A 25,994-nucleotide genomic window follows, 5' to 3' on the forward strand; every position below is an offset into this window, starting at 1 on the left:
ACGCATCACAGGACCCGGTGCGCCGGTAAGTGCCGCCAACGAGTCGGTGAGCCGCAACGCGGCGGCTCATCCTCGACACCGCCGAGCGCATGGTCGTCGAGCAAGGTGTCCCGGTCCTCGTCGTCAGGACCGACGGGTCTGGTTCCAGGGCACGTCCCTGTCGACGCGCGGCTCGCCCGGAAGCCCGAGGAGCCGCTCGCCGATGATGTACCGCATTATTGCGTAATCGCTGGTCAGGCTGACTGGCGCGGGGCGAGGAGTGCCCGGGCGTTGTCATGCATGATCTTGCGGACGCCGTCCTCGTCGAAGGTATCGAGGTAATCCGCGAATGACGCCGGCTCCGCCAACCCGTCGGTGTGCGGATAGTCCGAGCCGAACAAGATGCGGTCCACACCGATGGTGTCGGCCAGGCCGGGGATGTCCTCGTCCTCGAACGGCGTCACCCAGAAGTGCTTCTTGAACGTCTCGATCGGGTGCTCGTCAAGGTCGCCCTGGCCGAATTGCTCGAGATCGCGCAGCAGGTCGGGAAGCCAGGCGCAGCCCAGCTCGATGGTGGCGAGGCGCAACGTGGGGAACCGCTCGAAGAGCTTGCCGTAGATGAGCGCGGTGATGGTGGCGTGGGTCGATCGGTCGGGTCCGGCGATGATGCGGTGCAGCGGCGGGATGTTGCGGGCCGGGATGTTGACGTTCCCCCAGCCCCAGACCTTGGCCATCTCCCACCGGTAGCTGTCGTCGGCGGCGTGCCAGACGACCACCACGTCCGCCTCGGCAACGGCCGCCCAGAACCGGTTGTAGATCTGGTCCGCGGGCGAGCGACCGGCGACGGGACCCGTCCGCACCATCACCGCCGGTGCCCCCCGGGACACGACGAACTCGAGCTCCTCGATGGCGCGGAACGGGTCGAGCAGGGACACGAGCGGGACGCCGTAGATGCGGTCCTGGTAGTTGAACCCCCAGTCATCGTCCAGCCAGCGGTTGAAGGCGTGCAGGTTCGCGTAGGTTGCCTCGACGTCGTCGGCCAGGAGCGCCTCGACGCTGACGGCGAACGTTGGGAAGAAGAAGCTCGCCTCGAGACCCTGCTCGTCCATGCGGGCCAAGCGGGCGTCGCGGTTGCGATACTCGGCGCGGGCAGGCTCGAGGTCCGACCGCTTCTGGGCGGCCACGCCGGCCTCACCCTGCTTGAGGCCGCCCGGCTTGCCGACCAGGTTGAAGGTGTGGTCGGCCCCCACGAAGCGGTTCATGCGGTCGCCGAATACGAGCCGGCGCGCGCCGTCCTCCATCCGCACCCATCGCGGCGCCTTGTGGGTGATCCGCTTGTCGGGGTACCGCAGGAAGGCGTCCTCGGGCTCGTAGTAGTGGTTGTCGGCGTCGAACAAGCGGTAGCCGAGCGTCGTCGGTTCCTGCTTCGGATCGGTCATCGTGTCCACCCGAATCTTCCATTAGTTTTAAAGTATTACCATAGGACAGCAGCGTGTACCAGTCAGGACGCTGCGAACGTGACTGGGAGTCTCGATCGGGTGACGCGGCGACACGCGGGTGAGAGCGGGGGCCTACCTACCGAAGCGAACGGCGCGGGGATCGACGCGCTCGTCTGGGTCGACGCCTTCCCGGTAGATGCGCTGGATCTCGGCGTGAGTCGTCATGGCCGCGGCCACGCCGGCCTCGTCTCCTGCGGCGACTAGCTCGGTGATGCCCTCGTGCACTTCGACGGCCGCCAACCGCCCGTGCACCTTCGGGTACTTGCCGTGCCACACCGTCGAGGTCACCCATGTGCGCATGTCGGCGTGCCAGATCGACGCGAGTGCCCGAGTGAGGAGCCGCAGCGTGTCGTTGTCGCATCGCTGTACCAACGTCGTGTGGAACTCCAGCATGGCGTCGTTGAACGTGAGCTCGTCGCCATCGGCGAGGTTCCGCGCTTTGGCGTTGATGGCCCGTAGCTCGCGGACGACGGTCGACTCGCGATCCGAGCGTCGGGCGCACGCCATGCCGCACAAGCGCTCGAGCATGGCGAGCGCCTCGGCCACGTCGCCCTTGCTGGTGCCCCCGCTGCGCAGCACCAGGGCGATGGTGTATGCGGCCATCCGGGCGTTGGGGCGGTGCACTACGGCACCGCCGATGCTGCCACGTTGGACCTCGATGAGGCCTTCGGCTTCGAGGACGCGGAGCGCCTCTCGCATCGAGGGGCCACTCACGCGGAACTGGTCTAGGAGCGCGTCGAGCGGAGGTAGCCGCTCGCCGTCCTTGAGCTCGCCTTCGAGCACGAGTTCCCGGATGCGATCGGCCACGACGTCTGCGAGCCGCGGGAGGTGGACCTGGCCGTCGCCGACTCGACGCTGCTTCGACGTCTCCTCGGGCTCCATGGACATGAAGATTACAAGGGTTTGATGTCATGGCGAACGACCCTTGGCCGACCGGCGATCGCGTGCGACGGGCGCGCGCTGTCGGGGTGTTGCAATACTTGTAATATATACTAGTATTTCGGTTGGTTCGTCGCAGCAGCACACGAGAGGACTGGGAGATGACCACCGCCGAGGAGGCGCTCGACACCAGCGACGTCGACAAGCACATCGGCGAGGAGGTCGGGGGTGGCCAGCTGAAGGAGCCGATCGCGCTCATCGACGTGCGCCGCTGGGTGCAGGCGATGAACTACCCGAACGCGCGGCACTTCGACGAAGAGGCGGCGGCACGGTCGCCGTTCGGCGAGATCGTCGCGCCGCAATCCTTCACGGTGTGCTGCGATGTCGGCCACGGTGCGGTGCCGGCGGTCGTCGGCAGGATCCCGAACTCGCACGTCATCTTCGGTGGCGACGAGTTCTGGTTCTACGGCCCGCACATTCGCCCCGGCGACCTCGTCCGCGTGAGGCGCCGGTTCGACGGCTACTCGATCGCCGAGACCAAGTTCGCCGGGCCGACGATGTTCTCGCGGGGCGACACGACCTACCTCAACCAGCGCAAGGAGGCGATCGCGAAGCAGCGGTCGACCATGGTGCGTTACCTGCCGGAACTGGCGCGCAAGCGCGGCTACTACGACCGGGACGCGGCGGACGCGCCCACGTGGACCGACGCCCAGCTGCAGGAGCTCGAGCGGCAGCAAGTCGAGTGGGCGCGGTCGGGCATGGGGGGCGAGGGGCCGAGCCAGGTGGAGGTCGGCGACATGCTGCCCGTCCGCCCGATCGGCCCGCACACCTCGGCGCAGTTCGTCACGGAGTACCGCACGTTCATGTTCACAGTGTGGGGCAGCCACTACATAGAGGGCCACTACTACGGCAACGACGCCGGGTTCCTCCCGGACCTGCTCGGTGCCGAGGGTGACGGTTCGGACCCTTCGATGACGATCGGCCTCGATCGTGGTCCGGCGAGTGGTCACACCAACGTGGGGAAGGCGAAACTGGTCGGGCTCCCACGCGCCTACGGCTACGGCAGCTCGATCGGGGCGTGGGTCCTCGACTACGTCGCCTACTGGGCAGGTGACAGCGGGTTCATCCGCCACGCGAAGGTGGACTACCGGTACCCGACCTTCGAGGGTGACCTGGCGATCGTCCACGGTGTGGTGCAGGAGCACCGGTGGGAGCCGGCGCTCGGCGTGCACCTCGCCAAGGTGGGGATCACGATGACGAACCAGGACGACGTGCTGCTGGCCAAGGCGTTCGTCGACGTGCAACTGCCGCCGGCATGACCTCGAGCGGCGTCATCACCTTCACCGGTCCCGATCCGGCCACCGAGCCCGGGATCGGGGCGCTCACCTTCGGGGGGTTCCTCGACGAGCTCGTCGCGAGGTTCGGCGAACGACCCGCGCTCGTGTCCTCACCGTCGGGTGGTCGTCGCGTCGAGTGGACCTATGGAGAGCTGCGCGAGCGGGCACGGGAGGTGGCAAAGGCGCTCGTGGCCGTCGGTGTCGACCGCGCGACTCGCGTCGGCGTGCTGATGGCGAATCGGCCGGAGTGGATCGCCGCGGTGTGGGGCGCGGCGATGGCCGGAGGCGTGGCGGTCCCGTTCAACACCTTCGTCGAGCAGCGCGAGCTCGATCATCTGCTCCGCCACTCCGACGTGTCGGTCGTCATCGCACAGACAGAGTTCCTCCGGCACCGGTTCGTCGACGACATCCTCGAGCTGTGCCCGGAGGCCCGCACCGCGGCGCCCGGGGGTATTCGCTCGGCGGACTACCCGTTCCTCCGCCGCGTTGTGCGTCTCGACGGGGAGCCGACCGGGGCGTTGCAGGGGTGGGACACGTTCGTGGCGGCGGGTGCCGACGTACCCGACTCGGTGCTCGACGGGATCATCGCCGAGACGAGGCCGATCGAGGACGGCGTCATCATCTACTCCTCGGGGACGACGTCGTTCCCGAAGGGCGTGCTGCACCGGCACCGAGGGCCGATGCTCCAGTGCTGGCGGCACGCGCACCGGGAGCAGTACACGACCGACGACCGCGTGTACTGCGGGCTGCCCTTGTTCTGGACCGCCGGGTTCGCGGCCGTGCTCGGGGGAACGCTCGGATCCGGCGCGTGCCTCGTGCTCCCGCCGTATTTCGATGCCGACGACGCCCTTCGGCTGATCGAGGAGGAGCGTGTCACGGTCGCGCAGATCGTGGGGGCGCACGATGTGCAATTGCAGGCGGCCTACCAGCGGTTACCGCGGGACATCTCGTCGATACGGCGAGACGTGCACCGGATCACCGGCGAGCCGGCGCCCGGTGGCGCGCCGCGCCCGGCCAACCAGGCCAGCTACGGCAGCAGCGAGACATTCACGAGCATCACCGCTATCCCCTACGACGCGCCGATCGTGCAGCGACACACCTACGGACGGCTGACCGCGGGGTCGAGCATCCGGGTCATCGACCCCGAGACGGGCGAGACGCATGGCGTCGGCGAGGAGGGCGAGATCATCCTCAAGGGCCCCAGCCTTATGCGGGGCTACGTCAAGGTCCCGCCGGAGGACCTCTTCGACGCCGAGGGATTCTTCCACACGAGCGACCTCGGCTGGTTCGACGAGGACGGTCTCCTCCACTACACGGGGAGGCTGAGCAACATGATCAAGACGAGCGGGGCCAACGTGGCGCCGCTCGAGGTCGAGGGAGTCCTGCTCGGCCACCCCGACATCGCTCGAGCCGTCGTGGCCGGCGTGCCCGATGCGATCGCCGGTGAGATCGTCGTGGCCTGCGTTGTGACGCATGCTGGCGCAACGCTCACCGAGGATGACGTCCGCCAATGCCTGCGCGGGTCGCTCTCCAGCTTCAAGATCCCGCGCCGGATCCTGTTCTTCTCATCCGTCGACGACCTGCCGCGGACGAGCAGCGAGAAGTTCAACCTTCCCGCTGTGCGTGCCCTGGCCATCGAGCTGTTGGCCGCCGAGGGCTGACTGCCCCGATCCGTCCCTCGAGGAGGAGGAACCATGTCCGACGTCGTTCCCATCGGTTCGTTGCCGCCGGTCGGCGAGGTGCCCGAGCGGATGCTCGCTCAGCTGATTCGAACGGAGCGCCTCGGCGATCCCCGTTCCGCGTTCCAGATCGAAGAGGTGCCGGTGCCGCGCCCTGGGCCGGGCGAAGTGCTCATCGGTGTCATGGCTGCGGGCGTGAACTTCAACAACGTGTGGGCGGCGAGGGGCGTGCCCATCAACGTGATCGCACTGCGCCAGAAGGCGGGCGAGCCGTATGACTTCCACATCGGTGGAAGTGACGCATCGGGCATCGTGTACGCGGTCGGCGAGGGTGTCGAGGACATCGCGGTCGGCGACCATGTGGTGACGCATCCCGGGTCGTGGGATCTGAACGACCCGTGGGTGAAGGCGGGTAAGGATCCGATGCTGGCACCGTCGGCCAAGATCTGGGGATACGACACCAACTTCGGCTCGTTCGCCCAGTTCGCGCTTGTCCAGGCCCATCAGGTCATGCCCAAGGCGCAGCACCTGAGCTGGGAGGAGGCGGCGGCGCCGAGCCTCGTCGGCACCACTGCATACCGGATGCTCTACGGGTTCGCCGGCAACACGCTGACCGAAGACGACGTGGTTCTCGTCTGGGGCGGCTCCGGTGGACTCGGTGGGCAGGCGATCCAGCTCGTCAAGCACGCCGGCGCCCGGGCGGTTGCCGTGGTGTCCGACGCTGAGCGGGGCGAGTACTGCCGCAAGCTCGGCGCGGTCGGCTACCTCAACCGCACGGAGTTCGACCACTGGGGCGTCGAGCCGCACTGGGAGGACGCCGAGGGCCAGAAGAGGTGGACGGCCGGCGTTCGCAAGTTCGGGAAGACGTTCTGGGACGTGCTCGGTGAACGTCGCAACCCGACCATCGTGTACGAACACCCGGGCGAGTCCACGATGGCCACGAGCATCTTCGTGTGCGAGCCCGGTGGCATGGTCGTGATCTGCGCCGGCACCACGGGCTACTCCCCGGTCGTCGACCTCCGCTTCCTGTGGACGCGGCAGAAGCGGCTCCAGGGCTCGCACGGCACCAACGACCAGCAGGCCTACGCGTACAACGACTTGGTACGGGCCGGTGCCGTCGACCCCTGCCTTGGCGACACCATCCGGTTCGAGCAACTCGGCGAGGCGCACCACAAGATGGGCGAGGGCGAGAACGTCTTCGGCAGCAAGGTTGCCCTCGTCGGAGCGGCCGAGCCAGGCCAGGGCCGCACCGCGGCTCGCTGACCGGCTGAGAGAGGCGAGTAGCGATGATCGTACCTGGCGATCTCTTCGAAATCGGCTTGATCGTTCCCGACATCGAGACGTCAATCGAGCAGTTCCACAAGGCGTTCGGCTACACGTTCGCCGTCGTCGTCGACGGCGTGCTCCCGACGCGCGACGCCGACGGCGACACGGTGCCGCCGATGCGGATCGCCGTTTCGCGCGAGGTGTCGCCGCAGATCGAGCTGTTGGAGGCGGTGCCGGGAACTCACCTCGTCGCGCCGGCCGGCACGGGCCTGCACCACCTGGGCTACTACGTCGACGACCTGCAGGCGGCCTCGGACGCGCTGGCGGCTCTCGGTATCCCGTTCGCGCGCGGTGGCTTCCACGAGGACGTCTTCCCGGCGAGCTGGGTATACCACGAGATGGCGGACGGCACCGTGATCGAGCTCGTCGACCGGCAGTCGGCGCCGGCGCGCGCGATGCTTACCGTGGGACAGATCCCAGACTCGCCGATGATCGAGGGTGCCACACCGCTGGACGACGGGTGGAGGCCCGCCAGTCACTGAGCCCTCCGATGGCGCGGGCCGGCGGCGAGAATGACGCCGCCGGTCCGACGGTCAGCGGGCGAGGTGGGTGTCGAGGTGGGCGTGCATGTTGGCGATGCCGTCCTCGTACTCGCTCGCGAGCCGGAGCGCGTTGAAGCCGGGTGTGCGCAGGCCCCGCTGCTGCCGCTCGATGTTGCTGAAGTCCTGGCGGGGGATGAGGGGCCAGGCCTCGGAGTCGGCGGCGTGCACGCCGCCGAAGGCCGGCTTCCCAGGCTCCTCGCCCTTCGGGTAGCCGGTGACCGAGAAGAGCTCGAAGAAGCAGTGCTCGGGGTCGGTGCTGTCGGGCCGGCTGCGGTAGACGAGCGCGTTCCCGAACTGGGGCAGCATGAAGTAGTTGGGGAACATGAAGTGCACGCCGCCCCAGCGCGTCCACGCCTCGGAGGGCGGTGGGAACGGCGTGCCGGCCGCGACGTTCCACTTGTAGAGCGCCTCGATCATCTTTATCGAGAACTGGCCGGGTTCGTAGTCAATGGTGCGAAGGCTCTCCAGGACGTGCATGTCCTTGTCGAGGCACATGGCGTTGAGCCCCTCGCAGAGCAGGCGCAGCGACTCGATCACCGCCTCCCGCTCCCCGAGGCCGGTCGAGATGCCCCCCTGCGCGGCCACGTCCGAACCGCCGGACCTGCCCTGCAGGTGCATGTGGCCGTTTGGGTGTGAGTAGTAGGCGACCTTGTCGGACGAGTAGCCGTCGTTGGCGCCCAGGGTCAGCTGCGGGTGGGTTCGCATGACGTGCCAGGCCTCCAGGAACGCCTCCTGGGCCATCTTCCAGTTGGCATTCAGGCGTACGGCCTTCCACCAGTGCACCCGCATGTCGGCGACGCCGAGCGGGTCGAGCAGGCTCGGCATCGGGTCAAGGGCTTCCAGCAGCGGCGGGGCGTTGCGGTCCATGTTGATCCACACGCAGCCACCCCAGGTGTCGGCCTGGCACTCGATCAGCGCGAGGTCGTCGGGATCGAGAACGCGCTCCTCGAAGCCCTGTCGGCCGTAGAGCGGCAACGACGGTGTGCCGTCGAGGTTCCAGCGCCACCCGTGAAAGGGGCAGACGATCTGGCCGCCACGGAAGCTGCCGCAGCCCACCGCGAGCTGCGTGGCCCGATGCCTGCACGCGTTCTGGTATGCCTTGATCTCGGTCGGGCTGGTGCGCACGACGACCACCGAGTAGGGGCCCACCGAGTACTCGGCATAGTCGCCGACGCCGGGGATCTCCTCGAGCCGACAGGCCATCTGCCAGGCGTGCGGCCAGAGCTTCTCGTTCTCCAGGTCGAAGAACGCCTTGTCGTAGTAGCGCTCACGTGGGATGAACGCGCGATCGGTGATCGCGAATGGAACCTTCGAGGTGTCGATGTCCTGGTCAGTCGCCAGCACTTGCGTCATGAGACCTCCACCGTCGCGCCCCGATCGGTCGACCACCGCGCCAGATGCTGATAATAATAGATCATTGTAATATATGGTACCGATCCACGGTGCGAGGGGAGTGCGGTGGACGTCGAGGTGACGCAGGAAGAGCGCATGCTCAGGGACGCGACGAGGGCGTTTCTCGAGTCCCGCTCGCCATTGCCGCGGGTGCGGGAGGTGGCGTCCACCGCGTCGGGTTTCGACCCGAAGCTGTGGGAGGAAGCGGCGTCGCTCGGGTGGCTCGGCATGCTCGTGCCGGAGGTGCACGGGGGCGCCGGCATGAGCGGTGACGGCGTGGTCGCGGCGGCGATCGTGGCCGAGGAGCTGGGCCGGATGTTGCACCCTGGGCCATTCCTCGCCGTCAATGTGGTGGCCGATGCCGTCACCCGTGTCGGGTCGGAGGCGCAGCGGGAGGCGCTGCTGCCGTCGCTCGTCGACGGAACCGCCGTGGCGACGTGGGCCGTCGCGGACGGGCCGGGATGCTGGGACGAGCGCGACGTGCGCACCGTCGCGACCTCGCGCGGGGACGGCTACGTCATCTCCGGCACGAAGCGGTGGGTGCAGGATGGCCAGAACGCCACCCACCTGCTGGTGACGTGCCGGCGCGACGACGGCGGCACGATCCAGCTCCTCGTGCCGACCGACGCCCCGGGCGTCATCGTCACACCGCTGGAGACGATGGACCTCGGGCGCCGCCTCGCCGACATCCGGTTCGCCGACGTCGAGGTGAGCGCCGGCGCCGTGCTGGGCCAGCGACGCGACGCGGCCGTGGATGTCGCCCGCCAGTCGCGCCTGGCGATCGCGCTGCAGTGCGCGGAGTCGGTCGGGGCGACGGCACGCATGCTCGACAAGACCGCGGCGTACGCCAAGGAGCGGATCGCCTTCGGGCGGCCGATCGGTTCGTTCCAGGCCGTGAAGCATCGCCTCGCCGAGGCGGTGACGTTCCTGGAGGCAGCGCAGGCTGCCACGTGGGCAGCGGTGCGGGCAGTGGCGACCGACGCCGCCGATGTGGTGCGCGTGGTACACGTGGCGAAGGTGTTCGTCGGGACTCGGTGCCCGCACGTCGTCGAGGCGTGCATGCAGGTACACGGCGGCATCGCGATGACATGGGAGGACGACTCGCACCTCTTCCTCAGGCGGGTGCAGTCGAACCGGATGCTGTACGGCCCGCCGGCGTGGCACGCCGACCGGTTGTGCGATGTGGTGGGGGTCGCGAGCTGATGCCGGTGGATCCAACGGACGTCGATCTCGATCATTTCCGGCACCGGGCCGGGTTTGGCTCGCCGAACACGCGCCGCGAGCGCTCACTCATACGCAGCAGGAGCCCGAGTACTGGGTCGAGGCGCGTGCGTTCCAACGACTGCGGCGCGAGGCGGGGTTCGCCGGTATCACCTGGGACGAGCGCCACGGGCGCCAAGGGTTCACGCTCGAGCACCAGATGGCGTTCAACGACGAAGCCGAACGTGCCGCCGTCGGACGGACTCCAGATCACCCTCGCGATCCTCGGGATGACGTTCGTCAACGCCGCCTGGCTAGGTCGCGACGGCCCCACCAGCTCCTTCTCGGCTGTTGGTTGTGTACACCGCCAAAGTTGTATACACTGCTGCCCGGGTTGGTATCACAAACAAGGTGGTATCTGATGACCCGCCATCGGTTCGGACATCGGTCCGCCGAAGCGCCGCGGGCGGTGCCGGGCGCCTTGTTGGGATCAGAGCCAGTCTCCCTGTTTCGGAGTGTGGGAGGCTGGAGACAACGCCGCAGATCTGTTGGGAAAGGACGAGAATATGGCGACGGTTGCCGAGCCGAAGCTCACCACTGGCGAAACGAGTCTCTATATCGATGGTGAACTGCGAGGCGCCGCCGGGGGCCGTACCTATGACAATATTAGCCCTTGGACCGGAGAGATCGTAGGCAAGGCCGCCGATGCATCTGCCGAGGATGTCAGCGATGCCATCTCGGCTGCCCGCCGGGCCTTTGACACCACCGATTGGTCAACCGATCATGCCAAGCGCCTGGAACTGGTGACGAAACTCTACGATCTGTTCTGCGCAAATACGGGCCGCTTGATTCAGCTTGCCCGCGACGAAGCTGGATCGACCATCTTCATGGCCAAATATATCCAGACCCTCCAGGCACTTGCGGGCTACAAGGACCTCATCGACGCGTTCGCCAAGGTGAACTGGATGGAAGATCGCGGCAAGCGTGGCCCGGAAGGACGCATCAGCCACCGCATCAAGGTGCGCGAGGCGGCAGGTGTGGTTGGTGCAATCACGCCGTTCAACGTCCCCTTCTACGTCAACATCGAAAAGACCGTTTCGGCCTTGCTGGCGGGCTGCACGGTCGTGCTGAAGCCCGCCCCCGACACGCCTGCTCTCGGGGCGATCTGGGGCGAGATGGCCATCGAGGCGGGCTTTCCGGCTGGCGTGTTGAACGTCGTGACTGGCAGCGATCCTGCCTTGGGCGAACTGCTGGTCATTGATCCCCGCGTCGATCTCATCACCTTCACCGGCTCTTCGGCGGTCGGAAAGCGGATCATGGAAAAGGGGGCATCGACGCTGAAGCGTGTGCTTCTCGAACTCGGCGGGAAGTCCGCTAAGATCATCCTTGACGACGCGGAGGATTTCACACACGAGGTGGCTTCGTCCGTCCTTGTGGGCCATTCGGGCCAGGGCTGTACGACACGCACGCGTTTGCTTGTGCCCAGGAACCGCTATGCCGAAGCGATCGAAGTCCTGAAATCGACCTATGCGGCCTATGACGGCAAATGGGGCCATTACGAAGACCCCCAGGATCTCATGGGCCCGGTCATCTCGCGGCGGCAGATGGAACGCATCAAGGCGCATATCGATATCGGCATACAGGAGGGCGCGACGCTGATCGCCGGCGGACGGATCAGTGCGGCGAAGCGGGGTTTCTTCATCGAGCCCACATGCTTTGCCGATGTGACCAACGACATGACTATCGCGCGAGAGGAGATCTTCGGACCTGTCCTTGTCGTCATACCTTACGAGGATGAGGATGACGCTGTGCGCATCGCCAATGACAGCGAATACGGGCTTTCGGGTGAGGTATCGTCCGGAAATATCGAGCGCGCGATCAAGCTCGCCGCTCGGTTCCGCAGCGGTACAGTCGGCATCAATGGCGGCCGCTACGTCGATGGGGACATTCCCTTCGGCGGTTACAAGTCGAGCGGCCTCGGCCGCGCTTGGGGTGTCGAAGGCATCGAGGAATATACCGAGACGAAGATCGTCGCTTATATGGTGCCCGGCGCACCTATCGGCGCCTGAGTCAGTAACTCCATTTTCCGGTCAAGAAGGTTCCCCGGCGCTCCTGGGCGCGTTCGTTCATTGGAAATGTCCGAGGATACGGAGCGCCGCGTCCTGGCCGAAGGTGCGATCCGCTTCTACAACCTCGGCGGCCCCAGAAACTCCTGGCGCTCGCTGGCCGCTGAGTTTCGCTCAGTGTGCCGACCTCATCATCGATTCGTAGAGGGTTCGATACGAGTCGGCCGCCGAGCGCGTGCAGGGTCCGGTGATCGCCTGCCGGCGGGCCGCATCCGAGACGTTCCCGGTCACGCCCCCCTGGGTCTCCTCCACGGTGACCCGCGGGTCCGTGCCCGCCCACTCCGCCGCAAGCGCGATCCACTCCCTGGCCGTGATCACGTCGTCCCCGCACCAGTTGACGGTCAGCGCCGGTGTCGACGCGGCGTCGAGGAGCGGCTCGAGCTGGGCCTTCATGTCCTCGACGTCGATCGGCGAGTGGGGGAACGGATCACCGGGCAGGACGACGGGCCGATCACCGAGGACGCTCGCGACGTAGAGGCCGGGCAGCGACCGCGGGATGCCGGTGAACGTGTTGAGCCGGGCAATGACAACGGGCAGTTCGAACGCGAGCGCGCAGAACCGGGCCACCGACTCCTGGCCGAGCTTCGACGCAGGACTGGTCGACGCGGTGTGGCCCGCTGCCCCATTACCCACCGGATCGTCCTCGGTAAAGGCGTGCCACGGATCGGAATTGGTGGAATACACCGCCGTGCTCGACATCACCAAGGCGGCCTTTGCCTTGCGGCAGTGCTGCAACAGAAGACCGGTGCCTTCCACGTTGACGCGTAACACGTCGTGCAGCCGGGAGAAGTCGCCGCGCGCCCAGGCAAGATGGAGCACATAGGTGAAGTCGTCCGGCACGCCCTCGAAGCCACCCGAAGAGACGTCGCCGGCGCAGGTCATGATGCCCGCCTGTTCGAGGTGCTCGCGCCGCTCGCTGTCGCGGAAGCGAGCGAGTCCCCATACTTCGTTCTCATTGGCGAGGAAGCGTGCTAGGGGCCCAGCCACGCTCCCCGTGACCCCGGTGACGAGGATCTTCTCACCTGACAGCAACGGTCCCTCCAAGTGCTTCATTAGGGTATACAAGGCTCAAACCAAGGCGTGAGGCGAGGTGGAGCGTGAGGTATCGAGTCGTGCACTGCGGCACCGGGAACGTCGGGGCGCTTGCGCTGCGAGCGATCCTGGATACTCCCGACCTCGAACTCGTCGGGCACTTCGTGAGCACGCCGAGCAAGGTAGGACAGGACTCCGGCGAGCTCGTCGGGGCCGCTCCCGCGGGGGTCAGGGCGACCGGAAGCTGGGACGAGCTGCTCGAGCTCGGGGCCGACTGCCTCACGTATTTCGGCGACGCCATCGGCCGAGAAGACGAAGCGGTCGCCGACCTCGTCCCTTTCCTCGAGCCCGCGTCAACGCGATCCCTGCCGTCTGCGCTGCGCCGGCTGGCCTTCTGACCTTCCTCGACGTCCCGCGCTACTGGACGCGCAACACCTCGGCCCGCCACCGTGGGTAACTCGACCCGTCAGCGGTCGAGCGGAACGTCGAAGCGGTCGGCGTAGAAGGCGAAGCGCTCCCGTAGCCCGCCGACGCTGAGCCCGAAGTCCTCAGCCGTGTAGGTGTGGTTGCCGTAGCGGTCGCGAGGGTTCTCGGTCCACCATCGCGCCATGCGCTCCTCGACGGCGGGCGCGAGGGGCTCGCCGAGCGAGGTGTACAGTTCGCGCACCGCACCCACGGGGTCCCGCTGGAGCTCCCGGAATCCGAGGTCGTGGAACCGGTTCTCGCGGCCGTTGTCCCGGAAGGCGATCGTCCGCTCGAGCGCCGTTGCCCACACCTCCGTGGAGATGACGCCAAAGTACCTCGGGTCCGGGTGGTCTGTGTGGCCGGCGGCGAGCGTGGTGTGTAGGTCCGCGAGGGACGGGACCACGCTCGATACGTCCCGGTGGGTCATCACGAACTGGGCGTCGGGATACACCTTGTCTAGCGCCTCGATCCCCACCATGTGGCCAGGAGTGCGCAGCCGCCACCGGTTCGGCGGCGTCCTCCACTGGAGGAGCTTGAGGACGCGCTTGTGGTAGCGGTACGCGGGCTCCAGGTCGGCCTGAAGCAGCCAGCGGCTGTAGCTCGGCACCTTGTGGCCACCGTCGAAGAGCTGCGACGTGAAACCTAGGCCGAGGAGGGGCAGGCACTCGGCCGGGCCCTCGGCCGACAGCGGGAGCATCGCCCGCATCTTCGGCAGCATCTCGTCCTGCCGAGCGAAGAACGCCTCGGCCTGGGCGATGCGCGGGTCGCCGGTCCGCGCCGGGTCGGGCGGCGGCGCCGGAGCACTCGACTCCCACCAGCGCAGGAAGCGGATCGCCGGGTCCTGGGCGAGAAGGTGCGCGAGGGCAGTCGTCCCCGTGCGCGGCAGGCCGAGTTGGAACACCGGCGCCGGCACCTCTTGGTCGTCGATCTCCGGATGCTCGCGGTAGCACTCCTCGATGCGCAGGCGCATGGTCAGCGAGCCGACGATCATGCGTTCAGCCGTCTGGCGCCCCCGCTCGTTGAGGTCGGCCTCGACGTCGAGGGCGTCGACCAGAATCTCGAGGCCCTCGCGGAACGAGTCCTCGCCGAAGTAATCGAGGCTGGTGGCCGCGCGAGCGGCGTCCAGCAGCTCGGCGACTCGCACGGCGCCGCCACCGTCGGCTTGTCGCGGCGTCACGGCATCGCCTCCTTCGCCATCGAGATCCCCACCCTACCAACGGGTGTATACATCACCACCAGTCGTGTATACACTCATCAACTGGCTCCTGAGAGGGGACGACCAATGCGGATGAACGACATGATCCTGATGAGCGTCGACGACCACACCGTCGAGCCGCCGAACCTGTTCGACGACTTCATCCCGAAGAAGTTCGCCGACCGGGCACCTCGCGTGGTGTCGGACGAGACCAGCGAAAAGTGGATCTTCGGCAAGGGCGAAGCCCGCAACGCCGGCCTGAACGCGGTCGCCGGACGACCGCCGGAGGAGTACGGGCTCGAGCCGGCGACCTTCGCCGAGATCCGCCGTGGCTGTTACGACGTGCACGAGCGGGTCAAGGACATGAGCGCCAACGGCGTGCTCGCCTCGCTGTGCTTTCCGACCATGCCCCGCTTCTGCGGGCAGTTCTTCGGGAGCCGTGCTGACCAGGACCCGGAACTGGCGCTCGCGGTGGTCCGGGCATACAACGACTGGCACCTCGACTACTGGGTCGGCTCCTACCCCGACCGGTTCATTCCCCTCACCATCCCCCCGGTGTGGGACCCCCACCTCATGGCCGAAGAGATCCACCGTACGGCGGCCAAGGGGTCGCACGCCGTCTCGTTCTCGATGAACCCCTACGGCCTGGGCCTCCCCTCCCTGCACACCGATCACTGGGACCCGTTCTGGGCCGCCTGCCAGGACACCGAGACCGTCGTCACGATGCACATCGGCTCGGGGAAGATCGACGTCGTCACCTCCCCGGACGCGCCGATCAACGTCGAGATCACCTGCTCGGCGATCAAGCTCTACCCCACCGCCGCGGACCTCGTGTGGTCACCGATCTTCCAGAAGTTCAAGAACTTGAAGATCGCTCTGGCGGAGGGTGGCATCGGCTGGATCCCTTACTTCCTCGAGCGCGCCGACTACGTCTACAAACGTCACCATGCGTGGACGCGCCCGAACCTCGGGGGCAGGCTCCCGAGCGAGATCTTCCTCGAGCACGTGATCACATGCTTCGTGGTCGACGACTTTGGTGCCAACAACATCGACCGCCTCAACGAGGACATGGTGACCTGGGAGTGCGACTACCCGCACTCGGACAGCACGTGGCCCGAGTCTCCCGAGCTCGTGGCTGACGCCATGCGCAACCTCACCGACGCCCAGATCAACAAGGTCACCCACGAGAACACCATGCGGCTGTTCGCGTTCGACCCGTACTCGATCCGGCCCCGCGAACGGTGCACTGTGGGCGCGCTCCGCAAGGAGGCCGAGGGCCACGACATCTCGACCGTGTCGCACGGCGTGAAGGAGGGTCGTGGCCGCTCGCTCGCCCACTTCACCCACGAGCTAGCCGAGACCAAGTCGACGGGATGACGGCCCCTGCCCCGCGGCCGCGGCGACCTTAGTACGACCGACTCGCCGTGCGCTCGGCCGTGGAGCACCTACCCGGAACCGGCGCTCCACGGACCTGGCGCGTCGAGACAGCCGCGGGGGACAGCCATTGGCCAGGTCCGACTTAAGGGGAACGATGGCAACGTTCTTGTTCGTGCACGGGGGCTTCCACGGCGGCTGGTGCTGGAAGCGAATGGCCGACCGCCTGCGCAAACTCGGCCATGAGGTGTACACGCCCACCCTCACCGGGCTGGGCGAGCGAGCGCACCTCCTCCGGCCCGACATCGATCTCGAGACCCACATCGCCGACGTGATCGGCGTGCTCGAGTGGGAGGATCTCCACGACGTCAACCTCGTCGGCCACAGCTACGCCGGCGCCGTGATCACCGGCGTGGCCGACCGCGCCCGGGACCGGGTCGGCCGCCTCGTGTACTTCGACGCGCTGTGGCCGGAGGACGGCGAGACAGTTGGCTTCCTGATCGGTGGCGAGGAGGCGACGGCCGGCGTGCTCGCCAACGTCGCCGACGAGAAGTCGGCACCGCTGCTCGCGGCCGGGACGCTGACGGCACAGATGATGGGCATCACTGATCCGGACGACCTTGCGTGGGTCGCGGCGAGGCTGACACCGCAGCCGCCGGCCACGCTCACGCAGCCGGTCCGGCTGAGTGGACCTCTCGACGTGCCGGTGCTCGCCGTGATCTGCACCGCCTCACCGCACACGGATCCTGGCATGAAGCTCTCGCACGAGCGCGCCCGAGCGGCTGCTGCCGTGAACCCGTCGGTGCAGGTCGTGACCGTCGCCGGTCCGCACGACGCCATGATCACGCACCCGATCGAGTCGGCCGACCTGCTGCACCGGGCCTCGGTCGGACCAGCTCGGAGGCATCCTGATCGCGCGTCGGGCGAGCGTTCATGAGTGGCGACGCGCTTCAGCAGCTGCTCGATCGGCAGGCCATCGCTCATTGCGTGCACCGCTACGCCAGGGGAATCGACCGCGGCGACGCTGAGCTGGTCGCCTCCTGCTACCACGCCGACGCCATCGACGATCACGGAGGGTTCGTTGGCCTGGGACGCGATCTCGCCGGCTGGGTGTTCGGCAACCTGGCCAGGGTCGTCACCACCCAGAACCACATCACGACGCACAACGTCGAGCTGGACGGCGACACTGCCCATGGCGAGACGTACTACCTGGTCATACGCCGGGATCTCTCTGGTGCCGTGATCTCCGTCAGCGGGCGGTACGTCGATCGGTTCGAGCGCCGCGGCGGCGAGTGGCGCATCGCGGCGCGCCTCACCATCGTGGATTCGATCACCGAACCGCCTGCCGTCGACATGAGTGGGCGTGCCGACGCGCCCAGCCGCCGCGACACCACCGATCCGTCGTACCAGCGGCCATTGGTCCTCAGGACAACAGTGCAGCAGCCCCACCCGTGACCCCTTGAACCACGCGCGACTCGGTTGTCGGCTGACCCTCGACTAATTGTATACAACGCAGCCGGCTTCGCTGCCGGCTGCGTTGAAGGAGGGAACGTGCTCGAGCTCACAGGGACCACGGCGCTCGTGGCGGGAGGAGCGTCAGGGATGGGCGCCGCCGTCACCGAGGCGCTCCAGCGCCAGGGCGTGGAGGACATCGCCGAGGCCGTGCTTGCCCTGTTCGCGCTGGGCTGGGTGACCGGCCAGACGCTCGTCGTCGACGGCGGGCTGACGCTCGTCTCGAGTACGGACCTGCCCGGTATCACGCCGCAGGTCCTCTACCAGCGGCACTGACCGCGGCCTCGCGAGGAGCGACGCATGGAGCTGTTGGGCCCGAAGACCCCGGTGATCGTAGCCGGCGGCGCCACCGGTATCGGGCGGGGAACCTGTCTGGCGTTGGCGGAGCACGGTCGGCCCGTCGCGGTGTGGGACATCCAGGGCGACGCTGCGCACGAAACGGCAAGCGAGTGCCGCGATCGGTTCGGTGTCTCGACCGACGTCCAGGTTGTCGACCTGGTGGATGACAAGGCCGTCGAAGTGGCCGCCACCGCGAGTGTCGCGGCGCTGGGCGGGGTTGGCGCGTTGGCCTACTGCGCCGGCATCAACGCGTGGGCAGAGGGCCCCCATGAGGTCGCGTCAGGAGCTTGGGACCGCGTCATGGGCGTCAATCTCCGCGGCGCAGCGGTGCTCATCCGGCTGCTCATCCCGGCCCTGAAGCGCGCGAATCCAGGATCCGCCATCGTCGTGACGTCGTCGGCGAGCACCTTCGACGGGTCGACGTGGCGTGATCCCGCGTATCTCACGTCGAAGACGGGCCTGGTCGGCCTCGCTCGCGCCATGGCGCGTGGGCTCGCGGAAGACGGAATCCGGGTCAACGTCGCCACGCCTGGCACCATCGACACGCCGCTGCTCCGCGAAGGTCTCGCCTCGAGCGGCGGGACGGTGGGGGACACCGCGAAGCTCGTGCCGCTCGGGCGCGTCGGTGATCCGTGGGACGTCGGGCGCGCCATTCGGTTCCTTCTGAGCGACGAGGCGTCGTTCATCACCGGAACGAACCTCGTCGTCGACGGCGGACGCACGAGCGCCGGTTGACGCGGCGCGCACGCAGCCCGCAGAGTTGTATACACCCATCGGGATCGATGCAGAGGGGACTCCTATGACCGTGACTGGCCTGGCAGGATCCGTCGCCTTCGAACGCGTGAGCGGCAATATCGGCGCGCGCGTCCACGGTGTGGAGCTGGGGGTGAAACCGCAGACCCCGATCGCCGACGCGCTGAACTCCGCGCTGCACGAACACGGCGTGCTGTTTTTCGACTTAGGCCGAGCGATTGAGGCTGACGAGTTGCAGTCCTTCGGCGAGGTGTTCGGCAGGCCCGAAGCGGCGTACGCCTTCCAGAAGGACAACAGCACCGGCGTGCTGGACAACGCGACCACACCCATGGGGGAGTACCGGACCAATGTGTGGCACACCGATGGCAGTGCGCTGGAGCGCCCGCCCCAGGCGGCGCTCCTGACGGCGGTCGAGGTGCCCGAGGCTGGTGGCGACACGATGTGGTCGAGCATGTACGCCGCTTGGGAGGCGCTCTCCTCGCGCTACCAGCGGCTGCTCGACGGCGCCGAGGTGCTGCACAGCACGTTCCGGCTCCCGTTCATCAAGAAACCGGCCGGCGCCGTCCATCCGGCCGTCCTGCGCGACCCGGTGACCGGTCGCCGGATGCTTTACGTCAACGCCAACTACACCGAGCGAATCGTCGGCATGGGTGACAGCGAGAGCGAGCTGGTGCTCCGCCATCTCTACGAGCACGTGAATACGCCCGAGTTCCACGTGCGCCTGAAGTGGCGCCCGGGCGTGATCGCCGTGTGGGAGGAGCGCGTCACGCAGCACCGGGGCGTCGCCGACTTCGTCGGCACCCGTCGCATGCGCAGGCGGACCGTCGAAGGCGACGTGCCCGTTGCCTGACGGCGCCGTTGCGCCCGCGTCGAGAGTTGTCGATGACGTTTGGGAAGAGGGAACTGATGGGTCTGCTCGACGGCAAGACCACGATCATCACGGGGGTGGGCCGAGGCATTGGCAAGGCCACCGCCGAGGTGTTCGTCCGCGAAGGCGCTCAGGTGCTGGGGGTTGACATCAGCGGGGCCGAGAAGGACACCGCGGCCGCGCTCGGCGGGTCGGTCGTGCCCTGCCACGCCGACCTGACCAAGGAAGAGGACATCGTTGCCATGGTCGCGGCCGCCGAGGAGGCGTTCGGCCGCGTCGACGCGCTCGTGAACGTGGCCGGCACCATCGGCGGCCGCGGGGGTCAGTCGTCCTACCTCAGCGCCGAGGAGTACGACCTCATGATGCCGGTGAACCTCCGCGCGGTGCTTCTTGCATGCCAGCACGGCATCGAGGCCATGCTGCGCGGCGGCGGTGGTTCGATCGTCAACTTCTCGTCGGTCGGTGGCATCAACGTCGAGAGCATGGCCCCGGCGGCCTATATGGCGGCGAAGGCCGGCGTGCACGCCCTCACCAAGGCCATCGCTGTCGAGTACGGACGCCAGGGTATCCGCGCCAACGTTGTCGCCCCTGGCTTCACCCTCACGGAGCTGGTTCGCGACGTGAAGTCCGACGCGATCGAAGCGCTGAAGCGCAAGTCGGCGCTGGGCCGGCCCGGCGAGTGTCGGGAGCAGGGCGAGGTGGCCGCCTTCCTCGCCTCCGACCGCGCCTCGTTCGTGACCGGCGCGGTCATCCCCGTTGACGGCGGCTGGTCGGCACAGCTGCCCTAGGAAGAGGAGTCGCCGATGCCCCCCATCGTGTTCACCAACAACCTCGCCGAGCCGGTGGCGCCCGGGGTGGTCCGCTCCCGGCTCGAGCCGGGCGGCAAGGACGGCCCCGGCGGCGCCGTGCGCGACTCGGACCAGCCGGGTGGCGCCCTCTGGAGCCAGGCCTTCTTCCTCGGCCGCCCGGCCGACGAGTGGCGCATGCTCATCCCCGACATCCGCATGGCGCCCAATCAGGTCTGGCCGCTGCACTGGCACGACTGCTGGACCGCGGTGGTCGTGCTCGACGGCAGCCTTCTCATGGGCGACTGGTGGATGGGGCCGGGCGACGTGCTCATCGCCGAACCCGGGGTCGAGTATGGGCTGCTGCTCAACGGGCCGAAGGGCTGCGAGCTGCTCGAGATCTTCGCCCGTGACATCCTCTCGCCTGGCGGCTACGGCGCGGAGTACCGCGACCATCCCACGCTGCGTTACCTCAAGGGCCTCGACTCGATCGAGTTCGTCTCACGCCCACCGCGCCTGGTCGAGAATGGCAAACGGCAGATCGTGCCGATCGACGGGACTCCGGGCCTCACGAAGGGCCGCCTCAACGGCGATGCCCACTTCGACCTGGGCGAGCCCGACGATCCCGAGCGGGGGATCGTCTTCGACCGCCGGCTGGTGGCCGGCGCCGAACTCCCCGCGGTGGCCGTCCCCGACTGGCGGGCGACGCTGGTGCTCGACGGCTCGATGACCGTCGGCGACGTCGAGTTCGCCACCAACGACATGCTCCTAGTCGAGCCCGAGGCGAAGGTGCCGAGCATCACCGTCGGCGCCGGCGGTGTCCACCTGCTCGACCTCGCCCGCACCGCGGCCGCGCTCGCCCGCTGACGCCGAACAACCAGAAGGGGCCGGATGGGCCGCGTCGCCGTCGTGACGGGAGGGGCGTCAGGGACACAGCCCACCCCCCTTTCCGGCGCAGAAACGGCCTGTTCGGCGGTAGCCGCGGATGGACCGGCACGCGGTCGGTGAGCTTGTCACCGCCGCTGTCCACCCGCACAGACTCGTGCCGCCCGCACCCACCCCGCAGCGGCGTCGGCGTCGTCCTCGGGCACGCGCTGCGGTCGGCGCCAGCCTGCCACGCCTACCCATGCCCCGGTGACGGCATGGGTAGGCAAGCTACCCGTCCGAGCGTGGATCCTCTGGGGAAGCGCTCTACGCAGGACGAGGACTCCTCGATGCGGTTCGCCGCATGCGGACGCCGTGAGCGGCCACGGTCGCGACCCGGTGGAGCTGCGGATCGCGACCGCGCTCCCGGTGGTGCCCGCGGAGGCGCCGGCGATCGGGCCGACGACGGAGCAGGCAGCGGAGTTCCGTGACGCCGCGGCGGCGGAACGTCACCTAAACTTTAAATCATAATAATACTTGACACATATTGAGACAGGACCAATCCTTGTGCTCCACGCCCGTATGACGTGGACCACAAGGGGGAAGTGACGTGATGGCTCCGGGACGGACAGCGATCACCCGCACGAGCCGGCGATGTGCCGCTGTCGCGCTGCTCCTGGCGGCCGCATTGCTCGTGGCGGGGTGCGGCAGCGACGCCGCCAGCGGGAACGACGTCACCGGCACCACGGCGGAGGCCGGCGATCGCTTGCTCGGTACCCCCAGGCCCGCGACCAAGGCGCCGATCTCCATTGGGTTCATCACCGACGGTGCGGGAAGTGCGGCGGTCGACCACAGCAACGAGCTGCTCATGTCCAAGGCGACGGTCAAGTGGCTCAACGAGTACCGGGGCGGACTTGCCGGGCACAAGATCGAGCTGACCATCTGCGACGCCGGCGGTGACGTCGCCAAGTCCGGCGAATGTGCCACGCAGATGATCCAGAAGGACGTCACCGTGGTCGTCGGCGGACAGCTTGCGAACGACGGTGCGGTGTGGCAGCCGCTCCACGATGCGGGCGTGCCGCTGCTGTTGTACGGCGCGACGGACGCGGGCGCGCTCACGGACACGGCGTCGACGTTCTCGCTGGTGTCGAGCATAGCGATCCAGGTCGAGGTGCCGTCCGCGGTCGCCAAGGCGGACCATGTGACGAAGGTGCGGACGATCGTCGTCGACGTCCCGGCCGCCGTGACCTTCTACAAGACCATCGCGAAGAACCTCTTCGCCGAGCGGGGGATCACCGATTTCGGCTTCGTCGCGGTGCCGCCAGGTACCGCCGACTTCGTACCCGTGATCTCCCAGCTCGGGCAGGAACCGGGTGTGATCTCGATCATCGGCAACTCGGCGTTCGTCATCGGGGTGTTGCGAGCGCTCGGCGCGCTGGGCATCGACACGCCCGTGACGTCTCTCAGCGAGGGCATCACCGACGCCGTCCGCAAGGCGATCCCGGCCACGCAGCTCGAGGGCCTCGTCATGTCGGCGACGACGCCGGTCGGCGACGACGATGACAAGGGCATTCAGCTGTTCAAGGCGGTCGCGGAAAAGTTCGCATCCGGCCACGTCGACCTGTCGCAGACCGACGGGCTCGCCACCTTCAACACAATCACGGCATTGGCCCTCGTGCTCGAGGATTTCTCCGGGGAGGTGACGAGTGAGTCCATTGTGAGGGCGCTGAAGTCCGCGCCACAGATGCCCCTCCTCGCCGGCGGTGGCCTCGAGTTCCGCTGTAACGGCAAGGCCGTCGCGCTCACGCCGGCGGCGTGCTCACGAGGAACGCTGATGATCACCCTCGGGCCGGACAGCCGGCCCACGGCCTACAAAGTCGTGGGCAACACGCCGATCCCCGACTGAGCCGGGCGCGATCGGAGGCAACGTGGAACACGTCGCAGCATTCATTCTTGGTCTCGGCGGCGTGAATTCGGCGCCTGATGCTCGGGTGGGCGGGTGAGTACGTCCGGCACGAATAACGATAACGTGCCGGGTCGGGTTCTTCGGCTACGGCCGCGACCACGCCGAGTACCGGCGCACCTCCGACAGTTGGCGGATCTCGAGCGTCATGACACGCGCGTCCGCGTCGATCCGTTCGAAGGAGATCTGCCCGACGTTCCTTTGTCTGACCAAGTGTAGGAGGTCGGTCCGTGAAAGCAACCAAGGTCCGCCGGATGTGGTTAGCAGCAGCGCTGGTTGCACTGCTCTTAGCCGCCGGCTGTGGGAGCGGCGGCGGCGGTGGCACGGAGGCGCCACCGGGCGCCACCAGCGACGAGGCCATTCTCGGCCCGATGAACCCCGCCACCGGCACGCCCATCAAGGTCGGCGTGTTCGGCGAGGGCCGCAGTCCCGGGATCGACAACAGCTTCGTGCCGTCGATCGCCAAGGCCACGGCGAAATGGCTGAACGAGCGCAAGGGCGGCTTCGGTGGGCACCCCATCGAGCTGGTCACCTGCGAGAGCGACTTCGACCCCGGCAAGGCGCTCGAATGCGCCAACACGTACCTCAGTGAGAATGTTGCGCTCGTGGTGCTCGGCGGCTCCGCCAACGTGACGCAGTTCTGGCCGATTCTGCACAAAGCCAAGATCCCGGTGGTGCTGTACGGATCCGCCACCCCGACGCTCATGGAGGATCCCGACTCGACGTTCATGGTCAGCAACCCCTTGGCATTCATCGACTTCCCGGCGGCCGCGGCGAAGGAGCGGAAGACCAAGCGCGTCGACGCGATCGTGCTCGACGTCCCTGCCGCCACGGAAATCTACGGGAGCCCCAGCACGCTTGAGCGGTACAAGGATGCGGGTGTCGTGCTCAACGTGGTCCGGGTCCCGTTGGGCACGCCCGACATGGCCCCGCAGGCAGTTCAGATCGTCCGTGACAACCCGGACGGGGTGGTGCAGGTGGCGGGGTACGACAGTTTCTGCATCGCCGCCTTCAACGGCCTCCTGGCTGCCGGGTTCAAGGGCACGGTCGCACCGGTCGGCCCGTGCATTTCCGACGCCACCCGGAAATCGGTGCCCGGCAGCTTCCTCAAGGGCATGAAGGTGGTCAGCACCGGACCTTTCGAGATCAAGGACGACTCAGACATGAAGCTCTATCGGGCGGTGGCCGACCACTACAACGCCGGCACGTTCAACCGCGCCGAGCCGGTGGCAATCAGCGTCTTCGCGACCATGGCCGCCGCCAACGCCGGACTCGTGGGCATGAAGGGTGAGGCCACCCCCGCCAACATCATCACCACCCTCAAGTCCATGAAGGAGACGAGGCTGCCGGTTGGCGGCGGCCTGAGGTTCCGATGCAACGGCAAGGCGGTGCCGGGGAACCCGGCGCTGTGCGTCCGCGGTGCGCTCATCGGCACGCTCGGCGCAGATGGCTTCCCCGAGAGCTACACCCCCTTCAGCAACACGACGATCGGGAACTGACCCGAGATCCCGGGCGGCGGTCACACAAGAGAACTTGACGGATGCCGCTCCCTAAAGGTTTCGCTCCGGAGGTCCGAGCGAGCATCTCGTCGGGCGAACTGGCGGGCGCTGTCGCTGCCGTTGCTACGAACCGAATTGACGAGCAGCGGCAGCGCTCGCCGGCGCCCGACGGGTTCTCGCAGACCCGGGGCTGGGGCATGGGAGGCTCGGTCTGTGCGCGATCGATACCGGTCCAAGCGCCGGGAGCTACCGCTGGTGGGGTGATACCGGACCGGGCGCAATCGAGACCGAGGTGTGGATCATGCCGGAGGGTAAGAAAATCTTGGTGACCGGAGCGACGGGACAGATCGCCGGCCCGATCGCCGAGAACTTCGCCCAGAACAACGAGGTCTGGTGCGCGGCGCGGTTCAGCAACCCGGCCCGTAGGGCGGAGCTCGAGGCCATGGGTATCAAGACGTGCATGTGGGACATGGGGTCCGGCGACTTCTCGACGATGCCCGACGACTTCACGCACGTGGTTCATTCCGCGCTCAACGTCGACCCCGGCTACGACACGTCGATCACGAACAACGCCGAGGCCGTGGCCTTGCTGATGCAGCACTGCGGCAAGGCCGAGGCATTCCTCCACGTGTCGAGTTTCGCCGTGTACAGCAAGCACCAGGATCATCCGCACCATGCGTACGCCGAGACGGACGCGCTCGGCGGATACGCGCCTTACCTGCCCGCCTACCCCGTGATCAAGCTCGCGTCCGAGGCAACCGCGCGCGCCACGGCTCGAATGCTCGATCTGCCGACGACCATCGCCCGCATGAACACTGGCTTCAGCTGGACGGGCCACGGCGGCATGCCCGTTCGCTTCTATCGCATGCTCGCGGAGGGCAAGCCCGTCCCGGCACCGATCGACTTCGACAACATATGCTCGCCAATCAGCGGTACGGACATCGGCGATCAGGCCCATCTGCTGCTCGAGGTGGCGTCGGTCCCGGCGACGATCGTGAACTGGGCCGGCGACGAACCGGTCTCTGATCCTGAGATGTGCGCGCACATCGCCGAACTCACCGGTGTCGAAGCGAAGTTCGCCCGGGGCGAGTTCCACTTCGACGGCACCATCTCCGACAACACTCGCCGAGAGCAGCTCATTGGCAAATGCTCCCTGCGCTGGAAGGACGGAGTGCGCGACACCTTCGCGAGGCTCGGCATCATCAGCGCCTGACAGCGGTCGGTTACGCACTGTCAGTCCCGGTCGCCCTGGACGTGCGTGGAACCATCAGGATGACGGCGCTCCCGCGTTTCCTATCGATGATGAAATGCCCTCCGTAATCGTCACCCCCGCGTCGCGTGCGAGGTTGCGGGTATCAGCTTCATCGGGAACACAATTGTTCCTGA

At 67.5% G+C, this 25,994-nt stretch carries 25 protein-coding genes; 19 read left to right on the top strand and 6 right to left on the bottom strand.

Annotated elements, in window-relative coordinates:
• Positions 1-233 precede the first annotated feature (233 nt).
• Both BCD48_RS41190 and BCD48_RS41195 read right to left on the bottom strand, forming a co-directional pair.
• Positions 234-1,418 (bottom strand): amidohydrolase family protein, encoded by a 1,185-nt coding sequence (locus BCD48_RS41190; protein WP_071053910.1) that lies wholly within the window; start codon positions 1,416-1,418, stop codon positions 234-236.
• 132 nt (positions 1,419-1,550) lie between these two features.
• Positions 1,551-2,366, bottom strand: a complete 816-nt coding sequence (locus BCD48_RS41195; RefSeq protein ID WP_071053836.1) for a FadR/GntR family transcriptional regulator — start codon at positions 2,364-2,366, stop codon at positions 1,551-1,553.
• A gap of 152 nt (positions 2,367-2,518) precedes the next feature.
• Here BCD48_RS41195 and BCD48_RS41200 point away from each other — a divergent pair, with 152 nt between their 5' ends.
• From BCD48_RS41200 to BCD48_RS41215, 4 genes are read left to right on the top strand one after another with little or no spacing between them, the layout of a single operon-like run.
• Positions 2,519-3,676, top strand: coding sequence for an FAS1-like dehydratase domain-containing protein (locus BCD48_RS41200; RefSeq protein ID WP_071053837.1), 1,158 nt, complete (start codon positions 2,519-2,521; stop codon positions 3,674-3,676).
• Positions 3,673-5,355, top strand: coding sequence for a class I adenylate-forming enzyme family protein (locus BCD48_RS41205; RefSeq protein WP_071053838.1), 1,683 nt, complete (start codon positions 3,673-3,675; stop codon positions 5,353-5,355). The genes BCD48_RS41200 and BCD48_RS41205 overlap by 4 nt, the downstream gene beginning before the upstream one ends.
• A 33-nt stretch (positions 5,356-5,388) precedes the next feature.
• Positions 5,389-6,636 carry a crotonyl-CoA carboxylase/reductase gene (gene ccrA / locus BCD48_RS41210; RefSeq protein WP_071053839.1) on the top strand — a complete coding sequence of 416 codons (1,248 nt, stop codon included), beginning with the start codon at positions 5,389-5,391 and terminating at the stop codon, positions 6,634-6,636.
• A gap of 23 nt (positions 6,637-6,659) precedes the next feature.
• Positions 6,660-7,181 (top strand): VOC family protein, encoded by a 522-nt coding sequence (locus BCD48_RS41215; RefSeq protein ID WP_071053840.1) that lies wholly within the window; start codon positions 6,660-6,662, stop codon positions 7,179-7,181.
• 51 nt (positions 7,182-7,232) lie between these two features.
• Here the strand turns inward: BCD48_RS41215 and BCD48_RS41220 are convergent, their stop codons facing one another.
• Positions 7,233-8,594: an aromatic ring-hydroxylating oxygenase subunit alpha gene (locus BCD48_RS41220; protein ID WP_071053841.1), complete on the bottom strand. Its 1,362-nt coding sequence runs from the start codon at positions 8,592-8,594 to the stop codon at positions 7,233-7,235.
• Positions 8,595-8,699: 105 nt separating this feature from the next.
• Here BCD48_RS41220 and BCD48_RS41225 point away from each other — a divergent pair, with 105 nt between their 5' ends.
• Entirely contained in the window at positions 8,700-9,836 is a 1,137-nt protein-coding gene (locus BCD48_RS41225; protein WP_083419989.1) for an acyl-CoA dehydrogenase family protein, read from the top strand.
• A gap of 31 nt (positions 9,837-9,867) precedes the next feature.
• Here BCD48_RS41225 and BCD48_RS41230 read toward each other — a convergent pair whose 3' ends face one another.
• Positions 9,868-10,107 (bottom strand): hypothetical protein, encoded by a 240-nt coding sequence (locus BCD48_RS41230; protein WP_131804219.1) that lies wholly within the window; start codon positions 10,105-10,107, stop codon positions 9,868-9,870.
• Between the two features lie 292 nt (positions 10,108-10,399).
• Between BCD48_RS41230 and BCD48_RS41235 the strand changes: the two genes are divergently transcribed.
• Entirely contained in the window at positions 10,400-11,902 is a 1,503-nt protein-coding gene (locus tag BCD48_RS41235) for an aldehyde dehydrogenase family protein (protein ID WP_071053843.1), read from the top strand.
• A gap of 171 nt (positions 11,903-12,073) precedes the next feature.
• Here BCD48_RS41235 and BCD48_RS41240 read toward each other — a convergent pair whose 3' ends face one another.
• Positions 12,074-12,991, bottom strand: a complete 918-nt coding sequence (locus tag BCD48_RS41240; protein WP_157910625.1) for an NAD-dependent epimerase/dehydratase family protein — start codon at positions 12,989-12,991, stop codon at positions 12,074-12,076.
• A 65-nt stretch (positions 12,992-13,056) separates the two neighbouring features.
• On the opposite strand from BCD48_RS41240, the gene BCD48_RS41245 reads away from it, so the two are divergent.
• Positions 13,057-13,389 carry a hypothetical protein gene (locus BCD48_RS41245; protein ID WP_157910626.1) on the top strand — a complete coding sequence of 111 codons (333 nt, stop codon included), beginning with the start codon at positions 13,057-13,059 and terminating at the stop codon, positions 13,387-13,389.
• A gap of 68 nt (positions 13,390-13,457) precedes the next feature.
• On the opposite strand, the gene BCD48_RS41250 is transcribed toward BCD48_RS41245, so the two are convergent.
• On the bottom strand, positions 13,458-14,633 hold the full coding sequence (locus BCD48_RS41250; RefSeq protein ID WP_241842381.1) for a sulfotransferase family protein: 1,176 nt from the start codon (positions 14,631-14,633) through the stop codon (positions 13,458-13,460).
• Positions 14,634-14,738: 105 nt separating this feature from the next.
• Here BCD48_RS41250 and BCD48_RS41255 point away from each other — a divergent pair, with 105 nt between their 5' ends.
• From BCD48_RS41255 to BCD48_RS41305, 12 genes are all read left to right on the top strand, one after another.
• Complete coding sequence (locus tag BCD48_RS41255; RefSeq protein WP_071053846.1) at positions 14,739-16,028, top strand: amidohydrolase family protein; 1,290 nt, start codon at positions 14,739-14,741, stop codon at positions 16,026-16,028.
• A 154-nt stretch (positions 16,029-16,182) separates the two neighbouring features.
• A complete protein-coding gene (locus BCD48_RS41260) occupies positions 16,183-16,962 on the top strand; it encodes an alpha/beta fold hydrolase (protein ID WP_071053847.1) in 780 nt (259 codons plus the stop codon).
• Complete coding sequence (locus BCD48_RS41265; protein WP_071053848.1) at positions 16,959-17,480, top strand: nuclear transport factor 2 family protein; 522 nt, start codon at positions 16,959-16,961, stop codon at positions 17,478-17,480. The genes BCD48_RS41260 and BCD48_RS41265 overlap by 4 nt, the downstream gene beginning before the upstream one ends.
• A gap of 96 nt (positions 17,481-17,576) precedes the next feature.
• Entirely contained in the window at positions 17,577-17,813 is a 237-nt protein-coding gene (locus BCD48_RS41270; RefSeq protein ID WP_131804220.1) for a hypothetical protein, read from the top strand.
• Between the two features lie 24 nt (positions 17,814-17,837).
• Positions 17,838-18,611, top strand: coding sequence for an SDR family NAD(P)-dependent oxidoreductase (locus BCD48_RS41275; protein WP_071053850.1), 774 nt, complete (start codon positions 17,838-17,840; stop codon positions 18,609-18,611).
• Positions 18,612-18,675: 64 nt separating this feature from the next.
• A complete protein-coding gene (locus tag BCD48_RS41280) occupies positions 18,676-19,479 on the top strand; it encodes a TauD/TfdA dioxygenase family protein (protein ID WP_071053851.1) in 804 nt (267 codons plus the stop codon).
• Positions 19,480-19,511: 32 nt separating this feature from the next.
• Positions 19,512-20,285, top strand: coding sequence for an SDR family NAD(P)-dependent oxidoreductase (locus BCD48_RS41285; protein WP_241842382.1), 774 nt, complete (start codon positions 19,512-19,514; stop codon positions 20,283-20,285).
• Positions 20,286-20,300: 15 nt separating this feature from the next.
• Positions 20,301-21,149, top strand: coding sequence for a cupin domain-containing protein (locus BCD48_RS41290; protein ID WP_071053853.1), 849 nt, complete (start codon positions 20,301-20,303; stop codon positions 21,147-21,149).
• Positions 21,150-21,521: 372 nt separating this feature from the next.
• On the top strand, positions 21,522-21,677 hold the full coding sequence (locus BCD48_RS51775) for a hypothetical protein (protein ID WP_157910627.1): 156 nt from the start codon (positions 21,522-21,524) through the stop codon (positions 21,675-21,677).
• A gap of 82 nt (positions 21,678-21,759) precedes the next feature.
• A complete protein-coding gene (locus BCD48_RS41295) occupies positions 21,760-23,052 on the top strand; it encodes an ABC transporter substrate-binding protein (RefSeq protein ID WP_083419991.1) in 1,293 nt (430 codons plus the stop codon).
• 287 nt (positions 23,053-23,339) lie between these two features.
• Positions 23,340-24,608, top strand: a complete 1,269-nt coding sequence (locus BCD48_RS41300) for an ABC transporter substrate-binding protein (protein ID WP_131804221.1) — start codon at positions 23,340-23,342, stop codon at positions 24,606-24,608.
• A gap of 301 nt (positions 24,609-24,909) precedes the next feature.
• The gene (locus BCD48_RS41305) at positions 24,910-25,821 is read left to right on the top strand and encodes an NAD-dependent epimerase/dehydratase family protein (protein WP_071053914.1); all 912 of its coding nucleotides are present in this window, start codon (positions 24,910-24,912) and stop codon (positions 25,819-25,821) included.
• The last annotated feature ends 173 nt before the right edge of the window (positions 25,822-25,994 follow it).

The sequence above is a fragment of the Pseudofrankia coriaricola genome, from assembly GCF_001854805.1.
Taxonomy (GTDB): domain Bacteria; phylum Actinomycetota; class Actinomycetes; order Frankiales; family Frankiaceae; genus Pseudofrankia.

What these genes read in the sequence shown, in the direction of transcription:
- BCD48_RS41190 (WP_071053910.1), bottom strand. Translation starts at nt 1,418, where the DNA reads ATGACCGATCCGAAGCAGGAACCGACGACGCTCGGCTACCGCTTGTTC.
- BCD48_RS41195 (WP_071053836.1), bottom strand. Translation starts at nt 2,366, where the DNA reads ATGTCCATGGAGCCCGAGGAGACGTCGAAGCAGCGTCGAGTCGGCGAC.
- BCD48_RS41200 (WP_071053837.1), top strand. Translation starts at nt 2,519, where the DNA reads ATGACCACCGCCGAGGAGGCGCTCGACACCAGCGACGTCGACAAGCAC.
- BCD48_RS41205 (WP_071053838.1), top strand. Translation starts at nt 3,673, where the DNA reads ATGACCTCGAGCGGCGTCATCACCTTCACCGGTCCCGATCCGGCCACC.
- ccrA (WP_071053839.1), top strand. Translation starts at nt 5,389, where the DNA reads ATGTCCGACGTCGTTCCCATCGGTTCGTTGCCGCCGGTCGGCGAGGTG.
- BCD48_RS41215 (WP_071053840.1), top strand. Translation starts at nt 6,660, where the DNA reads ATGATCGTACCTGGCGATCTCTTCGAAATCGGCTTGATCGTTCCCGAC.
- BCD48_RS41220 (WP_071053841.1), bottom strand. Translation starts at nt 8,594, where the DNA reads ATGACGCAAGTGCTGGCGACTGACCAGGACATCGACACCTCGAAGGTT.
- BCD48_RS41235 (WP_071053843.1), top strand. Translation starts at nt 10,400, where the DNA reads ATGGCGACGGTTGCCGAGCCGAAGCTCACCACTGGCGAAACGAGTCTC.
- BCD48_RS41255 (WP_071053846.1), top strand. Translation starts at nt 14,739, where the DNA reads ATGCGGATGAACGACATGATCCTGATGAGCGTCGACGACCACACCGTC.
- BCD48_RS41260 (WP_071053847.1), top strand. Translation starts at nt 16,183, where the DNA reads ATGGCAACGTTCTTGTTCGTGCACGGGGGCTTCCACGGCGGCTGGTGC.
- BCD48_RS41265 (WP_071053848.1), top strand. Translation starts at nt 16,959, where the DNA reads ATGAGTGGCGACGCGCTTCAGCAGCTGCTCGATCGGCAGGCCATCGCT.
- BCD48_RS41275 (WP_071053850.1), top strand. Translation starts at nt 17,838, where the DNA reads ATGGAGCTGTTGGGCCCGAAGACCCCGGTGATCGTAGCCGGCGGCGCC.
- BCD48_RS41280 (WP_071053851.1), top strand. Translation starts at nt 18,676, where the DNA reads ATGACCGTGACTGGCCTGGCAGGATCCGTCGCCTTCGAACGCGTGAGC.
- BCD48_RS41285 (WP_241842382.1), top strand. Translation starts at nt 19,512, where the DNA reads ATGACGTTTGGGAAGAGGGAACTGATGGGTCTGCTCGACGGCAAGACC.
- BCD48_RS41290 (WP_071053853.1), top strand. Translation starts at nt 20,301, where the DNA reads ATGCCCCCCATCGTGTTCACCAACAACCTCGCCGAGCCGGTGGCGCCC.
- BCD48_RS41295 (WP_083419991.1), top strand. Translation starts at nt 21,760, where the DNA reads ATGGCTCCGGGACGGACAGCGATCACCCGCACGAGCCGGCGATGTGCC.
- BCD48_RS41305 (WP_071053914.1), top strand. Translation starts at nt 24,910, where the DNA reads ATGCCGGAGGGTAAGAAAATCTTGGTGACCGGAGCGACGGGACAGATC.